This is a genomic window from Flavobacterium crassostreae (genome assembly GCF_001831475.1).
Classification (GTDB): domain Bacteria; phylum Bacteroidota; class Bacteroidia; order Flavobacteriales; family Flavobacteriaceae; genus Flavobacterium; species Flavobacterium crassostreae.
In genome coordinates, this window is sequence record NZ_CP017688.1 from 2,032,785 (window position 1) to 2,055,107 (window position 22,323).

A 22,323-nucleotide genomic window follows, 5' to 3' on the forward strand; every position below is an offset into this window, starting at 1 on the left:
TTTTAAATTATAAAAAATGTCAGACGATAAAAAAGTAATTTTTTCGATGTCTAAATTGAGTAAAACATACTCAAGTAGCGATAAACAAGTATTAAAAAATATTTATTTAAGTTTTTTTTATGGAGCTAAAATAGGTATTTTAGGTCTTAACGGATCCGGAAAATCTTCTTTGCTAAAAATAATAGCAGGAGTAGACAAAAACTATCAAGGCGATGTTGTTTTTGCGCCAGGATATAGTGTAGGATACCTGGAGCAGGAGCCAATTCTGGATGACAACAAAACCGTTATTGAAATTGTACGCGAAGGGGTTGCCGAAACAATGGCAGTCTTAGAGGAGTACAACAAAATTAATGATTTGTTTGGTCTTCCTGAAAACTATGAAGATGCAGACAAGATGGACAAATTAATGGATCGTCAAGCAGCATTGCAAGACAAAATTGATGCCCTTGGTGCTTGGGAAATAGACACCAAGCTTGAAATTGCAATGGATGCCCTACGCACACCAGATGCAGATACACCCATCAAAAACCTCTCCGGTGGTGAGCGTCGTAGAGTAGCTTTGTGCCGTTTGTTATTGCAACAACCAGATGTATTGTTATTGGATGAGCCTACCAACCACTTAGATGCCGAGAGTGTATTGTGGTTAGAACAACACTTAGCCCAATACGCAGGAACCGTAATTGCCGTAACACACGATAGATACTTTTTGGATAATGTAGCCGGTTGGATACTAGAACTAGACCGCGGAGAAGGCATCCCGTGGAAAGGAAATTATTCTTCTTGGTTGGATCAAAAATCCAGTCGTATGGCCTTAGAAGAAAAAGTAGCCTCTAAACGCAGAAAAAACTTAGAGCGAGAGTTGGACTGGGTGCGTCAAGGCGCAAAAGGCCGTCAAACCAAGCAAAAAGCACGTTTGCAGAATTATGACAAATTATTAAACGAAGACCAAAAAGCATTGGACGAGAAATTAGAAATCTATATACCAAATGGCCCTCGTTTGGGTACCAATGTTATAGAATCTAAAGGAGTAGCCAAAGCCTTTGGAGATAAATTATTGTATGATAATTTAAACTTCACCCTACCACAAGCAGGAATTGTTGGAATTATAGGCCCAAACGGTGCCGGTAAATCTACTATTTTTAGAATGATAATGGGAGAAGAAAAACCAGATGCAGGAGAGTTTGCTATTGGCGAAACCGTAAAAATAGCCTACGTAGATCAAGCGCACTCCAACATTGATCCCAATAAAACCATTTGGGAAAATTTCTGTGATGGCCAAGAGCTAATCATGATGGGAGGACGTCAAGTAAACTCCCGCGCATACCTAAGCCGTTTTAATTTTGGCGGAAGCGATCAAAACAAAAAAGTAGCCACACTTTCTGGAGGAGAACGCAACCGTTTGCACTTAGCCATGACCCTAAAAGAAGAAGGAAACGTACTGTTATTAGATGAGCCTACCAATGATCTTGACATCAATACCCTACGTGCCTTAGAAGAAGGTCTGGATAATTTTGCAGGTTGTGCCGTAGTAATATCCCATGATAGATGGTTTTTGGATAGAATTTGTACCCATATTTTGGCCTTTGAAGGAGATTCAGAAGTTTACTATTTTGAAGGTGGTTTCTCGGAATACGAAGAGAACAAGAAAAAACGATTAGGTGGTGATTTGACCCCAAAACGTTTGAAATACAGGAAATTAATTAGAAGCTAAACACTCTAATTTTAAATTATAAAAAAAAGGATATCCCACTGGGATATCCTTTTTTTTATGGTTTCTTTTTGTCATTATTCATCAGTAATAAAACCGCAGCAACCAAGCCAATAATTACCAATCCAAAAACAAAAACAATTATTATAGACCCATTATCCCAGTTTATCTCTATAGCGTTTTTCATATCCTTACAGTTCATTTAGTTTAGATTTCAAAAGTAAAAAACACCCTTTAGATAAAATATGATAAAAGTCAGTTGTGTAGCTAGTTCCGTTTTTTTATAAACTGGTGCCATTTTGTAGTAAAATACTTTTAGAGAATAATTTAGTATAAGTATAAGGTGTTGATAAAGAAAGTTTTATTTTTTATTTTTAAATACTAGTAATTTTTTATAACAAAATGTAATCTAATTGTTATGTTTTTATTAAATTTGCCCTAGTTATTTATATTTATAATAAATATAAATAGCAGTATAAATACTTATAATAAATTATTTTACCATGAAAAAATTAAAGTTAGCAGCCATTACGGTAGCAATTTGTTTGTTGGGCTGCAGCAAAGACGATCCAATTATTACGAGCAGTACTTCGGCTGAACCAAACGCAGTTACTCCACCAAAAGTTACAGATGCTACTACCGCTACCACAGAACAAGAAGTTACAACACAAGTTGTGGTTGTGCCACAAAAGCCAAATGATTATGCTATGGGCAGCCGTAGTTACGCAGTATCTAAAGTATCCAAAGAGATCTATTACAAAGCCTTAGATATTGATGAGCTAACCTCAAATCCGTCAAAATTTACGGCAGATTACCTCAAATCTTTTATCTCCATACATGCTTCAGATGTAGGAGGAACCAATTTTTATCAGTTTACTGACGAAGATTTAAAAGAAGTAGTTATAAAAGAATTTAGCTTTAGTCCTTTAAAGGATCAAATTACTTTTAAAACCAGTTATAAGGGCGTGACTAGTACCGTTTTATCTAGAATAGAATTTAGACCAGAGACCTATTATGATTATAAGATAGTGGTAAATACCGATTTTGTTTCCAAACATTACATGCGTGGTATTTACGAAGATTTAGAAGGATTTATAGGTCATTTACTGATCTATGATCCTAACAAGTTCGACATTGAATTTCATGGAGATAACAACAGCTTTAAGGCAGATTACTCGGATATGTTACGTTTTAATTTTGAATTAATTGATAGAAAATCCAACAAAACAGTAGCGAATATAACCAAAGAGATTACAGGCTTCAAAAAAATAAGTTCTATAGGTACTGAGATGAAAATTTTCACCACGTTTAATTTTGAAAAAGCAGTTAGAGAAAAAATTAAAACCATAAAAAACATAGACGATACTACGGTAGATTTAGCCACTAAGTTGCAAGGTGCTTTTACCAATGCAAAATGGATGCAACTAACACGAGTGGAGGTTAATGGTAACAAATTAACTTGGCGCGATGATTATTTATCTGGTTCGGGTTTAAATTCGGATGTTTATCTAGACTCTCCTATGTTTGTTTTAGAATCGGTGACTCGTAATGGCAAAGACGCCACCCTGCATATAAAGCTAATTCAGGCCAATAACGAGAATATTATCAACGCTCATTTTGCTTTAGTGGTTAGAGATATTAAATAATTTTTTTAAAAAAAATGCTCAAACTAATTTAAATTAGTACCCATACTATTTAACAAAAAAAGCTACTAGAGACTCGTTTTCTAGTAGCTTTTTTGGTATTAATAACCCATAGGTTTTAGTCGTCTTTTAGCCCTAATTTGGACAAAATAATTTCTAGCAAACACCATTTCGTAAAGGCAGATTGTAGTAGATTTACGCCAATAAAGACCGTAAACCACAACCAATTTTGGCTAACATAATTGGCTAACAACACGCTTATTAGTATAAAAGAACCTACGACTATTCTAAAAACTTTATTTTTCATTTTTTTGGGTATTTTAATTAATTTGATTTTTCGATGTTTAGTACTGCAACATGAACTTGGGACCTACTTTCTTGTTTTTTATTGAAATCCATAACGAGATCAAAAAATAAATCCACATTTTCTTTCTTTACAAAAGCATAATACAAGATAGAATCGTTTTCATTTCTTTCGCTTCCAAACCAATTATTTTCAATAGCTTCTGCAGATAAGTCTGTAAATCCAGTAACTGTTTTGTAGGTAAAGGTTTTTACGGCCGCTTGTTTTAGCATCTTTTTGATGTCTAGGTCAAATGCCGCTATGGCTGTTAGGATAAGTAATTTCATTAGAGTATATGGTTTATAGTTCAGTATTGGTGTCCTTTTGTTTTGCAATGGGTTGGGTAGCAGATTCCCATTTTTTTCTCTCTGTGATGTAATAAATTAACGGCACCACAATTAATGTAAGAATTGTCGAAACAATAGCGCCAAACACCAAAGAGATAGCTAGTCCCTGAAACAACGGGTCAAACAATATGATGGAGGCACCAATAACCACCGCTCCAGTTGTCAATAAAATAGGAGAGGTTCTAACCGCCCCAGCCTCAATGATGGCTTGTTTCAATGGTATTCCATCCTGCAATCTAATTTCTATAAAATCAATCAGCAAAACAGAATTTCGTACCATTACTCCAGCCAAGGCAATCATACCAATGAAAGAAGTTGCTGTAAAGTATGCACCCAATAACCAGTGGCCAAATACAATACCTATTAAAGAAAGCGGTATGGCAAGCATCATTACTATTGGAGTTTTAAAATTCTGAAACCAACCCACAATTAGCATATAAATAATCACAATGGCTACCATAAATGCCACTCCTAAATCACGGAATACCTCTAGGGTAATCTGCCATTCTCCGTCCCACTTTACAGTAAAATCACTTTCGTCGGTGGGTTGTTCCATATACAACTCGTGGATTGTATACCCTTTTGGAATTTTCATTTTATCCAATTTTTGGGTCATTCCCAAAATTGCATACACCGGACTCTCCAGAGCACCAGCCATATCAGCAGTTACATAAACCACCCGTTTTTGGTCCTTTCTATAAATAGTTTTTTGTAGCGTATCTGTTTTTACTTTAACTAAATCACTAACCGGAATCATATTTCCTAGACTACTTTTTATCTTTAAGTTCTGAATGTCTTGCAGGCTCGTTTTGTCTTTATCTTCCAAAGACAGAACAATCCCCACAGGGTCATTAGAGTTCTCGGCATACAAATTACCAACCGGATATTCTTGCAATAAATAAGTCAAATTACCCACTATTTGCTGCGGTGCAATTCCGTTGAGCATGGCTTTTTCTTTATCTACCTCGAGTTTGTATTCTGTTTGGTTGTCTTCTACGGTCCAATCAATATCTACCACACCATCGGTTTGATGCAAGATAGTTTTTACTTGCTCGGCCACGAGTATTTGTTGTTTGTAATCCGGACCATATACCTCAGCAACCAAGGTAGACAAAACAGGAGGTCCAGGTGGTACTTCAATAATTTTTATATTGGCACCATATTGCTTAGCAATAGCCTGAATTGCAATACGCACCGTTTTGGCAATGTCGTGGCTTTGTAATTTTCTATCTTCTTTAGGCAGCAAATTAACCTGAATATCTGCCATATTGCTACCGCCACGCAAATCATAATGCCGCACCAAGCCATTAAAGGTAATAGGAGCAGAGGTTCCAATATAGTTTTGATACGTAACCACCTCCGGAACCGTAGTCAAATAATTGGCAATTTCTTTGGTAACCACTGCCGTTCTTTCAAGAGTAGTACCTTCTGGCATATCAATAACCACCTGAAATTCATTTTTATTATCAAAAGGCAGCATTTTGACCAAAACAGATTGCGTAAAAAACATGCCAATAGATCCCAAAAGCAATAAAACGGTTACCGCCACAAGCAACCGTCTTTTGGTGCTACTTTCTAATAAAGGGCGTTCTATTTTGTTGTAAATTTTATAAATAAAATTAGTTTCAAGTCCTTCGGCAGCTTTGTGTTTTTGTGTATCTTTTTCTTGCAACAAATGGTAGCCCAAATAAGGCGTAACAGTCAAGGCAACAAACAGAGACAAAATCATGGCAATCGAAGCCCCAATAGGCATCGGACTCATATAAGGCCCCATCATTCCAGACACAAATGCCATAGGTAATATAGCAGCAATAACCGTAAAGGTGGCCAAAATAGTAGGGTTTCCCACTTCGTTGATAGCATAAATTGCAGCTTGTTTAAACGGCAACCGTTTCATCTTAAAATGGCGGTGCATGTTCTCGGCAATAATAATACTATCATCCACCACAATACCCACCACAAAAACCAACGCAAAAAGCGTAATTCTGTTCAACGTATAGTCTAGCATATAATAACTAAACAACGTTAAGGCAAAGGTCAGCGGAACCGAAAAGAAAACCACCAAACCACCACGCCATCCCATGGCCAACATCACCAATACCGTAACGGCCAGAATAGCAATACCCAAATGCAACAACAATTCGCCCACTTTATCCGAAGCCGTTTCGCCATAATTACGAGTAAAATCCACATGGACCTCCGCAGGAATCAAATTAGACTTTAAATGCGTTACTTTTTCAATAATTTTTTCCGAAATTTTCATCGCATCCGCCCCCTTTACCTTACCAACAGCAATAGTAACCGCAGGATATTCAGAAGGCAATTGCGCATAGTTTTTATGGGCTTTACTATACCCAAAAGACACATAACTCTTGGCCCTAGCAGCACCATCCTGTATAGTTGCCACTTGTTTTAAATAAACTGGTCGGTTGCCATGAATCCCAACTACCAAATTTTCGAGATCCTCGGCAGAGGTCAAAAAAGTACCAGTAGTAACCAAATACTCTTGGTCTTGATTGACAAAACTACCAGACTGTGCACTCCCATTATTGGCCTGTATCATTTGCAGAATAGCCAAAGGGTCAATACCATTTTCGGCCATTTTATCCTTGTCCAAAATCACTTTCATTGCCCTGCTTTGGCCCCCAATTTCTTTGGTAATGGCCACATCTTTCACTTTTTCAATTTCCGAAGTTACCTCTTCTGCAATTTGACGCAACTGCAAATCATCCATTTTTTCGCTCCAAAGCGTAATCCCCAGCATAGGCACATCATCAATAGAACGCGTTTTTACCATCGGTTTATACACCCCTCTTGGAAACATATCCTCATGTTTAGCCAACTCATCGTATAGTTTTACATACGAGCGCTCCACATCTTGCCCCACATAAAATTGCACAATCAACATAGCTTGTCCATTCATAGCCATGGTGTGCACGTGTTCCACCCCTTTAATATTAGAGATAATTTTCTCCAAAGGTTTGGCCACACGGCTTTCTACCTCCGTAGGACTAGCACCAGGATAGCCTACCATAATATCTGCCATAGGCACATTAATTTGCGGTTCTTCTTCTCTGGGAATAAGAAACGAGCTATACACCCCAATAATCATCAAACCCACCATCATCAAAATGGTTAGTTTGGAGTGTATAAAAAAGTGGGCAATTTTGCCTGAAATTCCTTCTTGCATACTATTTTATTTATTTGGGCGTGTCCCTCCCCAAAAGTCGGGTCGGGCTATCCGCTACAATCTTTTTGTTTTTAAAGAAAAAACAAAAAGGATTTTCACTACTATCCCTCACGCCACGATTGCTATTAAACTCTAGTTACTCTATTATTACTCCACACGAACCTTGGCACCATTAAACAATTTGCCTTGTGCAGAAACAATGTATTTTTCATTGGCAGCCAATCCCGAGAGAACCTCTACTTGATTGCCAAAAGTTTTGCCAGTACGCAACCACCGCAATAAAGCCACATTATCCTTCCCGATGGTATACAACCCAGTCAATTGGCCTTGTTTTACCAGCGCACTCTGCGGCACCAAAATTCTGTTGTTAGCACCCGACAACACTTTGTTAGCACCCGGAAACTGCACATTGACAAACATTCCAGACAAAACCGTACTTTCAGACGGATCCAAATTTATCTTAACCAAATACTGTCCACCAGAATTTTTTGCCGACGTGCTCACCTCGCTCACCTTTCCGGTAAGTTTTTCCTCAGACGATTTTACCAAAACCCGTACTGGCATTCCTTTTTCAATAGCCGTAATATCTCCCTCAGAGACCATTGCAGTGACCTGCAATTTAGAACCTCCTTCCATAGCAATCAAAGGCATTCCAGGGCTAGCCATAGCACCTTCTTTTACAAAAGTAGTAGTTATCACACCAGCAAAGGGAGCCGTAATATTGGCATAATTAAATTGCGCCACAACCTCCTCTCGCATTTGTTTGGCTCCTTCCAAACCAGCTTTGGTTGTTTCATAACGAGCCGTGATGTCGTCTAGCTCTTTTTGCGAAGCACTTTGTTCCTGGAACAAGTGTCTAAACCTGTCGTAATCCTTTTTTGCATTTTTATATGCTGCCGTTGCTTGCAGCACACTGGCATCTACTTGTGCTTTTTTGGCTTGCAAATCGGTATTATTGATACGCAATAGCAATTGTCCAGCATGCACTTTTTGGCCAACCACCACATGCACTTTGGTAACATAACCCATCATGCGGGTACTTAGATCGGCACTATTTTGGGCCTCAATCTTTCCGCTAGCACTTATAAATGTGCCAGCAGTGTTTTTAGAAACCTCACCTACCTTTACAGCAATGGCGGCAGTGGCTACAGCAACCTCTTTTTTCTCGCCATTACAAGAGGTTAAACTTAAAATAGAGATTGCAATTAGGGTTATTATTTTTTTCATAAGTAGTATTTAATTGGTTTTTTCTTTCGTTTTAAAAATCGGGTTTTGTTTTTGGCACTACACAAAAAGAGGGTATGGGCACTCTTTTAAAAAAACAACCCAAGTATTAGGATATTTTATTTTGTCAAAAATTGTAGGTATTGTTGCGTAAACTGGTAGTTAAACACCGCTTGCAGGTATTCCAATTCTTTTTGGAACATTTGCGTTTGGGATTGCAACAAATCGGTAGTTTTTTCTAGACCTTGCATAAAACGATTGTTTCGTATTCTATAGGCTTCTTGGGATTGTTCTAAATCCAACTCCGATAGCTGCACATTATTCTCAGCATCCTGTAACTGGCGGTTGGTTTTAAGTAACTCCAACTGACTCTTGGCCTTATACTGTTGGGTTTCTATCTGGGCTTTTTGCCAATCTGCTTTTGCTTTTTCGAGCTTTCCAATAGATTTAAAGCCATCAAATACATTCCATGCCAATTGCGCTCCAACCACATATCCTTTGGCAGCGGTACCAAATAGCGTAGCATCGTACCACTCATAACTTCCAAAGGCATTTAATCGAGGCAAAAAATGCATTTTGCTAGACCACATCATTTTTTGGTAGGCCGTGCTAGATAAATCCATGGCCTTAATGTCTTTTCTGTCCAGAGAGAGTTGCGTGGGCGTATTGTCTAACCTAATGGTGTTTTCTAACGCTTCTGTGGGTTTGTAGACCGTATCTCCCATAGTTTCATCTAGCAAAAAGGCCAAATAATCGGACGTATTTTGTACATTACTTTTGGCATATTGCAATTGGTTTTTTACTTCGTTTACACGTACTTGTACCAATAGCAAATCTGTTTTTTGAACCATCCCTTGCTTAAAATACCCTTCAATTAACTTCCAATTAGCCTGTGCAGTAGCGGTTGCTTTTTCTAGAACTGCCACGGCTTTATAGGCCAGTTGTAATTGCATAAAAGATTTATTTACCTCCAACTCCAAATACTCTTGAGTACGCTCCGCTTGCAGCTTATAAACCTGCATTTTAGTTCCAGCGGCTTGTCTGGCATAAATGCCGTCAGGATTTATCAAAGGCTGTAAAACTTCTATTTTGGTGGCAAAATTTCGGGTAGTTGCAGGATCATTCAACAAAGACGGATTAAAATCCGAAACCGTTAGTATTTCTTGATTTAATTTGGATCCAAAAGCCATCAAGGGGTTATTGGTAACAAGTGCAGTATGCGAAACCGAAATACTCGGTAAAAATACTGCGCTGGATTGTCTGTATTCCGCCCGTGCAGCTTTAAACTCTTGGTTGGCAATTTTAAGTTGTAGGTTTTTGCTGGATATTTTTTGCCAAAGCGCGCTTTTAGAAAGTGCCAGCGTATCCTGGCTGTAACCAAAACTGCTGCTCAAAAATAAAATAGCCAGTAAGATAGAATGTAGTTGCTTCATAATTTCTGTTTCTAATTAGTAAAGCAAAGGTAATCCAGCCATAAAGCCTACACAGTAACAAATGTCACATTCCCAAAAGTAAACCAATACAGTAGTAATCTGCACCTAGGTAGGAACGCACCAAAAGCCCTCTTGTAATTGTAAGAAAAGTATGGATATAGTAAGAAAAATTGGCATAATTGTTACCAAATAGTTTACATAATGTAAAATTAATCACTAGAACGTATTTTTTTGTTTAAATTTAGGAGTACTAATCCTAAAAAGAGAAACCATTGAAGCTACATTTTGTAGGTAGGAGCATTGGTTCTGGCTTTAATTTTTTTGGTTTAAAAAAAACAATTCTAAATAGTAATTATTTAATAAAGAACAATACTGCTAATTAATTTATTTTTATGAGTATAAATTTTTCAGAACTTAGTCATGAAAAACTAGTAGAGGTTGCTAAAAATCAAGCAGAATTACTGGATCGTTTGCAAAAAAAAGAAGCTCAAAAGAAGCCCGTAACCACACTTTTCAAAAACAAAAAGGTATCTAAATTAGAAAAAAGCGAAAAACGCTTTCGGGCTTTGGTAGAAAACAACGAAGGGATTATTACAGTTCTAAACAAAGATTTTAAAACTATTTTTCGGAGTGTTTCTTCTGCTCGCATAACTGGATATTCTGATGAAGAGTTCAATGCCATCCAAAAAGAAGATTATTTTCATCCAGATTACTTAAACTATGTTGCGGTATTATTCCAAGCAGTATTGGATAATCCGGGGCAGTTATACCCTGCTTTGTTTCAAATAAAACACAAAAAAGGGCATTACATTTGGCTAGAAGGAGTACTCAATAACAAACTGAACGACAAATACGTTGCTGGTATTCTAGCCAATTTTAGAGACGTTACCGAAAAAATGGCTTTTAATAGAGCCTTACAAAAAGAACGAGATATATTTGCTAAAATTGCCGCAACCTCGCCAGGGTTGATTTATTCTATGGCCCAAAATTTAGATGGCTCCTTGAGCTATTTGTATGCTAGCGAGGCGATAAGTGAAATTTATGGTTTTACTTTTGAACAAATTAAAAACCATACCAATAAGGTCATGGAGTGCATCCACCCCGAAGACGTTACAGAAATAAATCAAAAAATAACCAATACCAAAACCAAACTCGTCCCTCTAAAAGGGGTTTATAGGTATTTTCATCCTACCAAAGGATTGGTTTGGCACGAGGTCAACTCGTTGCCTGTAGTAGCCCCAGATGGAACGGTGGTTTGTCATGGAATTATTACCGATATTACGGAGCGCATCCGTGCAGAACAAAAAATTATTAAAAGCAATAGGCTCTACTTGTTTATCAGTCAAATCAACCAAATGATTGTACGGACTACACAGGAAGAAACCCTATTTAAGGAGGCTTGTAAAATTGCAGTAGAGTACGGCAAATTTAAAATGGTCTGGATTGGTCTGTTAGATCCCGAATCCAACAAAATAACCCCCACGGTAGTGGCGGGAGAGGATCTTGGCTATATAGAGATCATCCAACAAAAATTAGCAAACCCAGTATTAGAATCCAGAGGCCCCGTAGGCACAGTGATCCGAAGCAATAAATATGTAGTTTGTAATGACATTGCCAAGGATAAAATAATGCAACCATGGAGTCAAGAAGCCTTAGCTAGAGGTTACCATTCTTTAATGTGTTTGCCTATTAAAAAATTTGGAAAAACAATAGGGGTTTTTAATTTTTACTCCAGTGAAAAACTATTTTTTGATCTGGAAGAAATTAATTTACTCCAAGAAGCCACCCAAGATGTTGCTTTTGCTTTAGAAATCATAGAAAAAGATCAAAAAAGCAAAAAAGCAGAAGCGGCTATTTACCAAAGTGAAAAAAGATACTATACCCTGACAGAGGCATCCCCAGTGGGTATTTTTAGATCCGATACTTTAGGAAACACAACGTATGTAAACCCAAGGTGGACCCAAATATCGGGATTGACACAGCAACAAGCTTTAGGTACTGGTTGGTTGCATGCAGTACATAAGGAAGACAAAAGACTTTTGCTGAAAAATTGGAAAAAAGCAATTGCGAACCATGAAAATTTTTCTTTCGAGTTTCGGTTCATCAGACCAGACAATACCATTACTTGGGTTATGGGGCAGGCTATTGCCGAAAAAAATGCCCACAAGGAGGTTGTTGGCTACATTGGTACAGTTACAGAAATTACCAAACGAAAAATTACTGAACAAGCACTCCAACGAAGCGAGGAACGCTACAGAGGCTTACTCAATAATTTGGATGCAGGTATTGTAGCCTACAAGCCAGATTATTCTATAATTATGAGCAATTTAAAAGCCTCTGAATTGTTAGGGTTCGATGTTCAGGAAATGATTATAAACAAAAAATGTGTCAACTATTGGGAGTTTTTGAATGACGATGGAACTGTAATGGCAAAAGAAAATTTTCCGATAAATCAAATTCTGGGCCATGCGAAACCCCTAAAGAATTTTATTATTAGAATTAACCATTCTAAAGAACTACAAAATAAATGGGTTTTAGTCAATGGGTTTCCTATTTTGGATGAAAAAGGTAAAATAGTAGAGGTAGTTATCAGTTTTATTGATATTACTCTAAAGCGGCAAATGGAAATAGAAATAAACAAGTCAAAAGAAATAGCAGAATCTGCAAACAAGGCCAAAACAGATTTCTTGGCCAATATGAGTCACGAGATACGAACCCCTCTAAACGGTATTATTGGTTTTACCCATTTATTAAAAAAGTCCAAATTAGATGCCGATCAATCCAAATACATGGCTACGGTTCATGAATCTGCTAAATCATTAATGCAGATTGTTAATGATGTTCTTGATTTTTCTAAAATAGAATCTGGCAAACTAGAGTTACATCTCGAAAGGGTGCATTTGAGCCAACTTTGTAGCCAGGTTATGGCTTTATTTCAGCATGAGGCAAATACCAAAAACATAGTTTTAGAACTTGCCCTTTCTAACGAACTACCCAAACAAGTCTTGGTCGATGTAATGCGGCTAAAACAAGTCTTGGTCAATTTGCTGAGTAATGCTTTAAAATTGACCGACTCCGGAACTATAAAACTAGACGTCTCTGTGATAAAACGTTCTAAAAACAAACGGTGTACCATTATGTTTTCGGTACAAGATACCGGAATAGGAATACAAAAAAACAACACCCAAAAAATATTTGATTCTTTTGTACAAGAAGACAATTCCACCAGCCGGAAATTTGGAGGTACTGGTCTTGGTTTGACCATTTCCAACCAATTGTTGGCTTTAATGGGCAGCGTTCTGTCTGTGGAGAGTGAGTATGGTCAAGGGAGTAATTTTTTCTTTACCATTCAATTGCAGGTAGAAAGCAGTAACAACTCCAAGTCTAGTTCCAAGAAAATTAAAAAGGCAGTCCCAAAGGCGGCATTGCTTAAAACACTAGGGCCAAAAAATATTCTTATTGTAGAAGACAACAAAATAAACATGTTATTGGCCAAAAAATTATTAAAAAGAATTTTGCCAAATGCCACCATTTATGAAGCAGTTGATGGTAATGAAGCAGTTGATAAATTTAAACAACTAGCCATAGATATTATATTTATGGACATACAAATGCCCAATAAAAATGGCTACCAAGCCGCTACAGAAATTAGAGCCATGCAAAAAGAAATTCCGATACCTATAATTGCTATAACAGCAGGAATACTGGCAGGCGAAAAAGAAAAATGCTTTCAATCAGGTATGAACGACTACTTGCCCAAACCCATTAATATTTCGGACTTAAAAAAAATAACTACAAAATGGATGTATTAAAACCGAATACTTAGCAGGCTTTACGTTGTCTTTAATTGGTTTTTTTATAACTCCAAATAGCCAATAAATTACTAACAAAAGCATAAAAAACAATGCTATAGAATGGCGTTGCAATAGCATCAAAAGAAGCTCCTTTGAGTAATACCATTCGGATAACTTGCACGTAATACCGAATAGGGTTTAATAAAGTAAGTTGCTGCGCCCAATCTGGCATGCTTTCGATGGGAGTAAACAAACCACTCATTAAAATAAATAACACCGTAATAAACCAAGCAATAAACATGGCTTGTTGTTGGGTATTGGTAAAATTAGAAATAAACAAACCAATACCCAAAATAACCAATAAATACACGGATGTAAAAAGGTAAAGCAACCCGATACTACCTAACATTGGGATTGCAAAAACTATTTTGGCAAGAACCAATCCTACGCTCAAAATTAGCAAACCTAATAACCAGAACGGAAATAATTTTCCTATAATAAATTGGTATTTTTTTATGGGAGTGGCATTAATCTGCTCTAGGGTTCCCATCTCTTTTTCACGTACTATATTCATGGCAGACAAAAACAAAGTAAGCATGGTTACCAGCAAAACCAAAATACCCGGTACCATAAGCGTTTTATAATTTAAGCTGTTGTTATACCAAAACAGAGGTATGGCAATACTGTTTTTGGGTGGTGCCAATACCTGGGATTTAGCGCTATTCCATTTGGTGGATACCATTGGATCAAAACTTCGAATAATCTGCGTTACATAAGCACTTTGTACTCCTGCTGCTGCTCCATCAATAGCGTTGATACGCACAGATAGTGGAGATTTATTTTGGGTTACCAATTGACGTTCAAAATGATTTGGGATTTCGATAACTACTGCTATTGTGCCTTTTTTCATTGCTAAATCGGCTTCTTTTTTAGTATCAAAAGGAGGGAACATTACAAAATAATCCGAAGATTGAAACTTGTGGATCAACGCTCTAGAGGCCGCAGAGTGGTCATGGTCTATATAGGATATGGCTATGTTTTTTACCTCAAAACTAGCTGCATTGGATAGTATTATTAATTGTAAAAATGGCAAAACAAACAGAATAGGCAACATGGCCTTATTCCTGAAAATTTGTTTAAATTCTTTTTGTATTATAAATAATATAGTTCTCATTTTTGTATTTTTATAAAAATTAGCTAAAAGTATTGGAGCCCAACAAAGCTTTTGGTATTGTTTTTTTAGAACTCAAAATGGGGGAGTACCAAGAGGCAGGTAGCCTTAAAACTTATTCTAATCTAATTTTATATTTTTGGATGCTCCATCCTATAAAAAAAAGCATCATTACAAATAGTATAAGGGTTTCTTTCCAGATGAGTGCAAAAGAAGCTCCCTTTAGCATAATGGCTTTTAGAATGATAATAAACCACTTTGCAGGAATAATATTACTGATTAACTGCAAAGGTAATGGCATGCTGGATATCGGAAAAATAAATCCCGAAAGAATAATTACCGGTAGCATCAATCCCATTAACGAAATCATCATGGCCGTTTGCTGCGAGTTGGATAGCGTGGATATTAGGATACCTAAAGAGAGTGCCGTAAGGATAAAAAGAATACTCTCAAAGGCCAATAATAAAAGACTTCCTTCTATCGGCATCCCAAAGACAAACACCCCCAAGGTTACAATCACAATTGCATTGATTATAGATAGAAATAGGTACGGAAACACTTTTCCTAAAATAACCTGTACGGGGTTAAGCGGGGATACCAAAAGTACTTCCATGGTGCCTAATTCTTTTTCTCGGGTGATGGATATTGAGGTCATCATTGCCGAAATAAGCATCAAAATAACGGTCATTACACCAGGCACAAAAGTAAATACGCTTTGTAGTTCCGGATTGTAATACAGTTGGGTTTCTATGGGTATTGAGGCACCAATTTGGACCTTAGAATTGCTCTGTTGGTTATAATTCTGCAAAATTGACTGAGTGTAAGTGGTTATAGCATTGGCCATGTTGGGATCTGTGGCATCTGCGATGAGGTGTATTTTTGCTTGTTTTAGGGTTTCTAAATTTTTTATATAATCTTTTTCAAAAACCAATACTGCTTTGACTGTTCCTTTCTGGAAAGTAGGTTCTATTTGTGCCTCGGAATAAATTTTTTGTTCTATATAAAAATACTTAGAAGCACTTATTTTCTGGATTATTTTTTGAGTTTCGGTATCGTTAGATTTATCCATAATAGCAATCGGAACTTTATTAATCTCGTTAGTTATAGCAAAACCAAACAATAAAATTTGAGCAATAGGCATCCCAAATAAAATAAACATGGAGCGTTTATCTCTAAAGATGTGGTAAAATTCTTTTGTTACAAAACCTAAAAATCGTTTCATCAGTAGGGAGTTAAGAGTTATTTTTTTTACGGGCTAATTGCAAAAAGACTTCGTTCATAGAACGTGCCTGGTAGTGTTGTTTTAGGTTTTTGGGAGTATCTAAGGCTGCAATTTTTCCATCCACCATTATAGACACCCGATCACAATATTCTGCCTCATCCATATAGTGCGTGGTCACAAAAATGGTAGTTCCTTTGTGGGCTTGAGCATAAATCATTTCCCAGAATTGTCTTCGAGTAATGGGATCTACGCCACCGGTTGGCTCGTCCAGAAATACAATTTTGGGATCGTGTAATAATGCCACCGAAAAAGCTAATTTTTGTTTCCAGCCCAAGGGCAAATTTCCTACTAATTCGTTGGCCTTATCCTCCAAGGACAAGGCTAGGAGAAGTTGGGCAGTTTTATGCTTTATTTGGGTATTGCTTAAACCATAAATTCCACCAAAAAATGCAATGTTTTCTTGCACCGTCAAATCATTATACAAAGAAAATTTTTGACTCATGTATCCAATACTTTTTTTGACCTTTTCGGTGTTATTTTGCACCTCATAACCGGCCACCCAAGCTTCTCCAGACGAAGGTTTAGAAATACCAATTAGCATTTTCATTGCGGTGGTTTTGCCTGCGCCATTTGCTCCCAAAAAGCCAAAAATTTCTCCTTTATATACCTCAAAAGAAATAGCATTCACTGCCGTAAAAGTGCCAAATTTTTTGTTGAGGTTTTTTACTTCTATAATTTTTTCGGTTTTCATTGGCTAGAATTTAAAGAGGTTATATCCATAAACACATCCTCTATAGTAGCTACAGAAAGATGGATCTCTATGTGTTGGTGTTGGTTTTGTTGCAAATACGCCAGTAAGTCTTTGGGATCAAAATCTTTTTGGGTATCGCAATAATGTACGTATTCACCAAAGGCATACACACTGTATTGGCTGGGGTATTTTTTTAGATCCTGAATTAATTGGTGGGTGTTTTGAGCCCGCACGTGATAAAGTTGTTTATCATAATCCGAAACAATATGCTGGGGGCTATCTAATTTCACTATTTTTCCTTTTTCAATCCATGCAATTCTATCGCATAATGTAGCTTCATCCATATAGGGCGTAGATACCAATATGGTCATTCCTTTTTGTTGTAATTGTTTTAGTATTTCCCAAAATTCACTTCTAGAAACCGGATCCACTCCCGTGGTTGGTTCGTCCAAAAACAATATATTTGGCTTATGAATCAAAACACAGCATAAGGCTAATTTTTGTTTCATTCCGCCAGATAACGCTCCAGCTCTTCGGTCTTTAAAGGGTTCTAGTTGGGTATAAATGTCTTTAATTAAGGCATAATTCTCTGAAATAGTAGTTCCAAAAATCGTTGCAAAAAAATGCAAATTTTCGGTAACGGTTAAGTCTTCATACAACGAAAATTTTCCGGGCATGTATCCAATTTCCTTTCTGATTTTTTTGTAGTCTTTTACTACATCCAAACCAGCCAGAGTTGCAGTACCTTCATTTGCCAGCAATAGGGTAGTTAGTATTCTAAAAAGGGTGGTTTTGCCTGCGCCATCTGGACCAATTAATCCAAATAACTCGCCTTTATTTACTGCAAAGGACACCGCCGTAAGCGCTGGAGTGCCTTGGTACGATTTAGAGATGTTTTGAACAAGAATACCCATTTTTTTTGGTGTTTTTTTATAAAAATTATAATTTTGATTTGTGCCTCCACATCTCTGCAGGCATTCCTATTTTGAGGTAGCCATCATTTTGGACCAAAACTTTTACGCCATATACTAAACTCACGCGTTCTTCTTTTGTTTGGATAATTTTTGGGGTAAATTCTGCCACAGACGAAATCCAGGAAACAGTAGCTGGATAAGATTTAAGCCCGTTCTCAACATCTACTTTGACTGTTACTGCTTGCCCAATTTTTATTTGAGATAATTGGTTGGCACTCACATAAACCCGAAGTATCATTTGATTGGTATTGGCAATCTTGTAGAGTGGTTTTCCAAATGTAGTAATTTCGTTAGGTTCAGCATATTTAGCCAAAACGGTGCCATCTATAGGGTTAATAATCTTACTTTTTTGGATTTGATCGGCAATTTTATCTATTTGAATACCAATAGCATTTGCCTCAGCAAGTATTGGCGCATTTTGTGTCTGGATGCTTTTTATTTGTTCCTGGATTACATTTGCTTGGCCATTGATTGCATCGAGTTGTTGTTGGGTGGCCGCATTTGCATCCAATAGATTTTGTATTCGGGTTTTTTCTGTTTGAATGGTTTTGCGCTGTTCTTGCAGGATAGTAACTTGGGATAGTACATTTTTGGATTTCAAAAAAACCGCATTTTTGGTAGCCTCTAATTGTTGTTGGCTGTAATACAACTGGATGGTATCAATTAAGCCTATGGGTTTGTTTGCAGCAATAAAATCTCCTTCATTTAGAGCAAAGGATACAATTTTTCCGGTGGCTTCTGCCGATACGGTAACTTCTGTGGCTTCAAAATTACCATAACCATCTGCTTTGGTGTCCTTTTTATCACAAGAGAGCGTACTTATTGCTAAAACTGCCCACGATAGTATTTTTATTTTTTTCATTTTACACTTTTTTGGATATAGTAAGTCGTTTTTTTTTTAGAATATAGTTTGTACTTATTGGGTATTTAGAATATCCTGTCCTTGCAGTAATTGGTAATTTTCTTGTGCCAAAGCTAGTTGTAGTAAATGGCATTTTTCATTTGTTTTGGCCTCATATAATTCTGTCAAGGCCACCACATATTCTGAGGCCGTAATTACACCATATTTTAGTTGTGCAGCAGCAGATTTTTCGACATATTCTCGTAATCTAATAATTTCTTTATCTGTAGTTACCATCTCTTGTAGTGCGTAGCTTTGGTTTTCTGTTTCTTGCAACTGAACTTGGTTTTGGATTACAAAACGTTCTTTTTCTGTGGCAATAAGTCCCTTAGAGAGCGTGAGGGCTTGTTGTTCTTTTTGAGATTGGTTCCAGTCCAATACCTTCCAGCTGGCTCGGATACCCAATACATAAAAAGTTTGAAAAGAATTATCCAGCATATTCAAACCTGGGTTTCCGTAGCCTATTTGTCCAAAAGCATTTATTTTGGGCAAATTGTTTTTGCCAATAATGTTTTTTTGAAGATCTATTTGTTGGCTTTTTAAGTCCAATAATTGCAGTTCGGGTCTTTGGTTGGTTTTCGCTACTATAGTTTGGATTGTTGGACGAACCAAAACTACATTTTGATCTATATTTAAAACCGTAAGAGTGGCTAGGTTTTCAATCTGGTTTTTTCGTTGGTATTTAATCTCCGTGAGTTGTTGTTTTATGCGCAGACTCTCGGCTTCGAGTGTTTTTTTAGAGGCAATTAAAACAGCACCTGATTGCACACCAGATTGCATTTCGGCACTTTTTAAAGCCAATTGTTTTTGTTTGGCCAGTAGTAGTAGGTTTTTTTCTTGCAATACCAATATTGAAAAAAATAAAGGTGCAATTCTGGATTGTAGTTGGTATAATTGGATGCTAATTTCTTGTTGTTCTGTGGCCATTTGCAAGGCATTTAGTTTTACATTGACTCCAATCAAACCGCCGTGGTATACCAATTGGTTGGCCTGTGCGGTCAACCGGTATTGGTCTTGGTTTGCAGGAGTTATTGCCATATTTGGAATAGCAATCGGCAATTGGGTGACATCCGATTGGTATGTAGCCTGCGCTTGAAGGTCTATTTTAGGTAATTTAGCCCTGTAGAGTGCGGCAGTTTCTAAATGGTTTTTTTGTTGCCACAAATCCCGTTGTTTTGCAATAGGATAGTTTTGAATTGCTGCGGCATAACAAGCCTCTAACGACAACGGTTGCTGTGCTGTGCTCCAAAAAGAAGCCATACAAAGCACCAAAATAAGGATATTTCTCATTTTTTGATGGTATTAATAATTTGTTCGGCAATACTGGTTTGACGTTGTTGCATTAATTGGTTAAATTCTGGATCTGAGATTTGCAGCAAATTTTTAACTAAGGTTTGTGCCGCAAATGGAAATACCGTCATAGAAAAAACATCCAATAGTAGTTGTTTCGGATTCAGTTCTTTAAGGATTCCGGATTGAATTTCGTGCTCTATTTGAGTAATCAAAAAGGAAGGATTGGGCCTGTTGGTGTTTTTTAAAAAAGTAGTAACAAATTCGGGGTTATTATTCATTTCTTGAATTATAAATGGAGGCAAGAAGGGGTTTTTTATCACAAATTCGAGATAACTGTGGGTAAACTCTTTAATTTTCTCAAAAACGGTTGCATCACTATTAAAGATTGCATTTACCTGAGGGGCTAATTGGTTAAAGGCATTATTAAAAACGGCTTCAAACAACCGTTGTTTGCTCTTAAAACAATAGTGTAGCATGGCTTTATTGATGCCTGCTTGGTCTGCAATTTCTTGCATTCGTGCACCGGAGAACCCTTTTTTTTGAAATACAATTCTGGCGGCATTAAAAATTTTTTCTTCGGTTGTCATGAGTTTAACTTTTTGGTTTAACCATTTGGTTAACAAAGATACCAAAAAAAAAGCAATGGGTATTGCTTTTTTGTGTTTAATGGCTTTTTTCTAAAATAATTTGGATCAGCTCTGTTTTTGACAAAACACCAGACTGTCTCCATACTTGTTTTCCATTTTGGAATAAAATCATGGTAGGAACGCCTTTAACTTGGTATTGGGAGGCTAGTTGCTGGTTTTTGTCTACATCAATTTTGATAATGGAGATGCCGTCTGCTAAATGGTCTTTGACTTCTTTTAAAATAGGTCCAAGTACTTTGCAAGGCCCACACCAGCTGGCAAAAAAATCTACTAGTACGGGTTTGTCGGATTGAATTAGGGTAGTAAAATTACTCATTTTTATTTTTTTTATACGATGGAACGGCGCATCCATTTAGACCACAGCCGATATTAAATAGTGCCTGAAAGATAAAAACTAAAGCCATAACACCCAACAAATAGTGTCGGTATTGTATGGTTTGTTGCATAAAAAACACACCAATGCCTAAACGAATCCAGCGCATGCTGTGCCAATTGGTAAAGAGAATTTGTTTCATAATGTTATTTTGCTAATGCTATATTGGCCAGAACTGGCAATCGTTTTTTGTAATTGCGCCACTGCTATTTGTTGTTCGGTAACCAATAATAGGGTTTTAAAATCAGTGCTTATACTTGCATTTTGTATCGTATCTAGAGCTTGTAGTTTTTTTAGAATTTCATTTTTGCAATCGATACAACTAACGCCTTCAAGGGTATAAAGGCTAACGGATACGGCACTGTTTTTTTGCAATTCTATAGCCAATTCGGATTGGGATCTTGGCGCAACAGATTCTAACTCTGGAATTGCTTTTAGAGTTCTAAAAGCGCCTTTAAAAAGCATTTCGTATTCTGCTTGGCTACCGCCAAATGGTGGTCCTACGGCAAAGGATCTGTTAAATAAAACTCCAGCAAGTATGCCATTTGGGGTCAAGAGATCGTGCATTTTGTACACATACTTTTGGCGTAGGCTAGGAGGTAGAGCACACAAAAAAGTTTGCTCCAGAATGATATCATAAAGGCCTTGATGGGCAAAAAAATCTCCTAGCAAAACCTGTATATTGGTGTTGGTCATAAATTTTTCTTGAAGAATTTTGACCAAGCTAGGCGCGATGTCTAGAACGGTAATGTTTGTAAAACCTTGTTCTGATAAATAAGCAGCCTCATAGGTATTGCCACAACCAGGAATTAAAATGGCGCTATTTTTATTTTGGATGCGGTCTATATACGCACGCATTGGTGGCGATATTTGCCCCAGATCCCAGCCAGTGGTGTTGGCTTGGTATTGGGCATCCCAATATTTTTGGTCTAGTGGTTGCTCGCAGGCAACGGTACAACAGGATGTGTTATTCATAATATGCTATTTTGTAATCTCCTATGTGTTTTCGGTTTTGGGCAATTCTTTTTTTGTGTCTCCAAAAATTTATAATTCCTAAAACTAAAATCACTACAGAACTGGTGTAAAATCCAATTTCAATTAGTAAACTATTTTGTATTTTTAACACATTATGGGTGCTTAATCCTGCTACAGCAAAGTACATTGCGGTGCGCAAAAATGCCAATAATGTGGTTTGATTGGCTAGGGTTGTTCTTTGGAGCGCTAATCTTTCTCTTAAAATTAAGTCTTTATTGATGGAATTTGTCATTTTATATGCAATAATCTATAATTTAGGGCAACGGATTTTTTT

Annotated in this window: 20 protein-coding genes; 3 read left to right on the forward strand and 17 right to left on the reverse strand. The window is 37.0% G+C overall.

What is annotated here, in order from left to right; genetic code table 11:
* Positions 1-16: 16 nt before the first annotated feature.
* A complete protein-coding gene (gene ettA, locus LB076_RS09100) occupies positions 17-1,711 on the forward strand; it encodes an energy-dependent translational throttle protein EttA (protein ID WP_066331145.1) in 1,695 nt (564 codons plus the stop codon).
* A 55-nt stretch (positions 1,712-1,766) separates the two neighbouring features.
* Here ettA and LB076_RS14125 read toward each other — a convergent pair whose 3' ends face one another.
* Positions 1,767-1,895 carry a hypothetical protein gene (locus tag LB076_RS14125; RefSeq protein WP_257785929.1) on the reverse strand — a complete coding sequence of 43 codons (129 nt, stop codon included), beginning with the start codon at positions 1,893-1,895 and terminating at the stop codon, positions 1,767-1,769.
* 316 nt (positions 1,896-2,211) lie between these two features.
* Here LB076_RS14125 and LB076_RS09105 point away from each other — a divergent pair, with 316 nt between their 5' ends.
* Positions 2,212-3,354 (forward strand): hypothetical protein, encoded by a 1,143-nt coding sequence (locus LB076_RS09105; RefSeq protein WP_066331144.1) that lies wholly within the window; start codon positions 2,212-2,214, stop codon positions 3,352-3,354.
* 115 nt (positions 3,355-3,469) lie between these two features.
* On the opposite strand, the gene LB076_RS09110 is transcribed toward LB076_RS09105, so the two are convergent.
* The 5 genes from LB076_RS09110 to LB076_RS09130 all read right to left on the reverse strand — a co-directional run bounded on the left by LB076_RS09110 (position 3,470) and on the right by LB076_RS09130 (position 9,888).
* Positions 3,470-3,658, reverse strand: coding sequence for a YgaP family membrane protein (locus tag LB076_RS09110; protein ID WP_066331138.1), 189 nt, complete (start codon positions 3,656-3,658; stop codon positions 3,470-3,472).
* A gap of 17 nt (positions 3,659-3,675) precedes the next feature.
* Positions 3,676-3,981 (reverse strand): hypothetical protein, encoded by a 306-nt coding sequence (locus tag LB076_RS09115; protein ID WP_066331135.1) that lies wholly within the window; start codon positions 3,979-3,981, stop codon positions 3,676-3,678.
* A gap of 13 nt (positions 3,982-3,994) precedes the next feature.
* Complete coding sequence (locus tag LB076_RS09120; protein ID WP_066331132.1) at positions 3,995-7,231, reverse strand: efflux RND transporter permease subunit; 3,237 nt, start codon at positions 7,229-7,231, stop codon at positions 3,995-3,997.
* A gap of 147 nt (positions 7,232-7,378) precedes the next feature.
* Positions 7,379-8,458: an efflux RND transporter periplasmic adaptor subunit gene (locus LB076_RS09125; RefSeq protein ID WP_066331125.1), complete on the reverse strand. Its 1,080-nt coding sequence runs from the start codon at positions 8,456-8,458 to the stop codon at positions 7,379-7,381.
* A gap of 116 nt (positions 8,459-8,574) precedes the next feature.
* Positions 8,575-9,888 carry a TolC family protein gene (locus tag LB076_RS09130; RefSeq protein ID WP_066331122.1) on the reverse strand — a complete coding sequence of 438 codons (1,314 nt, stop codon included), beginning with the start codon at positions 9,886-9,888 and terminating at the stop codon, positions 8,575-8,577.
* 392 nt (positions 9,889-10,280) lie between these two features.
* Here LB076_RS09130 and LB076_RS09135 point away from each other — a divergent pair, with 392 nt between their 5' ends.
* On the forward strand, positions 10,281-13,700 hold the full coding sequence (locus tag LB076_RS09135) for a PAS domain S-box protein (protein WP_066331121.1): 3,420 nt from the start codon (positions 10,281-10,283) through the stop codon (positions 13,698-13,700).
* Positions 13,701-13,731: 31 nt separating this feature from the next.
* Here LB076_RS09135 and LB076_RS09140 read toward each other — a convergent pair whose 3' ends face one another.
* The 11 genes from LB076_RS09140 to LB076_RS09190 form a co-directional block, all read right to left on the reverse strand.
* Positions 13,732-14,856 (reverse strand): ABC transporter permease, encoded by a 1,125-nt coding sequence (locus LB076_RS09140; protein ID WP_066331119.1) that lies wholly within the window; start codon positions 14,854-14,856, stop codon positions 13,732-13,734.
* A 112-nt stretch (positions 14,857-14,968) separates the two neighbouring features.
* A complete protein-coding gene (locus LB076_RS09145) occupies positions 14,969-16,075 on the reverse strand; it encodes an ABC transporter permease (RefSeq protein WP_066331109.1) in 1,107 nt (368 codons plus the stop codon).
* 10 nt (positions 16,076-16,085) lie between these two features.
* Complete coding sequence (locus LB076_RS09150) at positions 16,086-16,826, reverse strand: ABC transporter ATP-binding protein (RefSeq protein ID WP_066331107.1); 741 nt, start codon at positions 16,824-16,826, stop codon at positions 16,086-16,088.
* Complete coding sequence (locus tag LB076_RS09155) at positions 16,823-17,740, reverse strand: ABC transporter ATP-binding protein (protein WP_066331104.1); 918 nt, start codon at positions 17,738-17,740, stop codon at positions 16,823-16,825. Before LB076_RS09155 ends, LB076_RS09150 begins: the two co-directional genes overlap by 4 nt.
* A 25-nt stretch (positions 17,741-17,765) precedes the next feature.
* Entirely contained in the window at positions 17,766-18,662 is an 897-nt protein-coding gene (locus tag LB076_RS09160; protein WP_066331101.1) for an HlyD family secretion protein, read from the reverse strand.
* A gap of 54 nt (positions 18,663-18,716) precedes the next feature.
* Positions 18,717-19,991 carry a TolC family protein gene (locus tag LB076_RS09165; RefSeq protein ID WP_066331099.1) on the reverse strand — a complete coding sequence of 425 codons (1,275 nt, stop codon included), beginning with the start codon at positions 19,989-19,991 and terminating at the stop codon, positions 18,717-18,719.
* Positions 19,988-20,581: a TetR/AcrR family transcriptional regulator gene (locus tag LB076_RS09170; RefSeq protein WP_066331098.1), complete on the reverse strand. Its 594-nt coding sequence runs from the start codon at positions 20,579-20,581 to the stop codon at positions 19,988-19,990. Before LB076_RS09170 ends, LB076_RS09165 begins: the two co-directional genes overlap by 4 nt.
* Before the next feature lie 76 nt (positions 20,582-20,657).
* Positions 20,658-20,957: a thioredoxin gene (gene trxA / locus LB076_RS09175; protein ID WP_066331096.1), complete on the reverse strand. Its 300-nt coding sequence runs from the start codon at positions 20,955-20,957 to the stop codon at positions 20,658-20,660.
* Positions 20,950-21,156: a hypothetical protein gene (locus LB076_RS09180; RefSeq protein WP_066331094.1), complete on the reverse strand. Its 207-nt coding sequence runs from the start codon at positions 21,154-21,156 to the stop codon at positions 20,950-20,952. The genes trxA and LB076_RS09180 overlap by 8 nt, the downstream gene beginning before the upstream one ends.
* On the reverse strand, positions 21,153-21,989 hold the full coding sequence (locus tag LB076_RS09185; RefSeq protein ID WP_066331088.1) for a methyltransferase domain-containing protein: 837 nt from the start codon (positions 21,987-21,989) through the stop codon (positions 21,153-21,155). The genes LB076_RS09180 and LB076_RS09185 overlap by 4 nt, the downstream gene beginning before the upstream one ends.
* Complete coding sequence (locus LB076_RS09190; protein ID WP_066331085.1) at positions 21,982-22,281, reverse strand: DUF202 domain-containing protein; 300 nt, start codon at positions 22,279-22,281, stop codon at positions 21,982-21,984. The genes LB076_RS09185 and LB076_RS09190 overlap by 8 nt, the downstream gene beginning before the upstream one ends.
* Positions 22,282-22,323 lie beyond the last annotated feature (42 nt).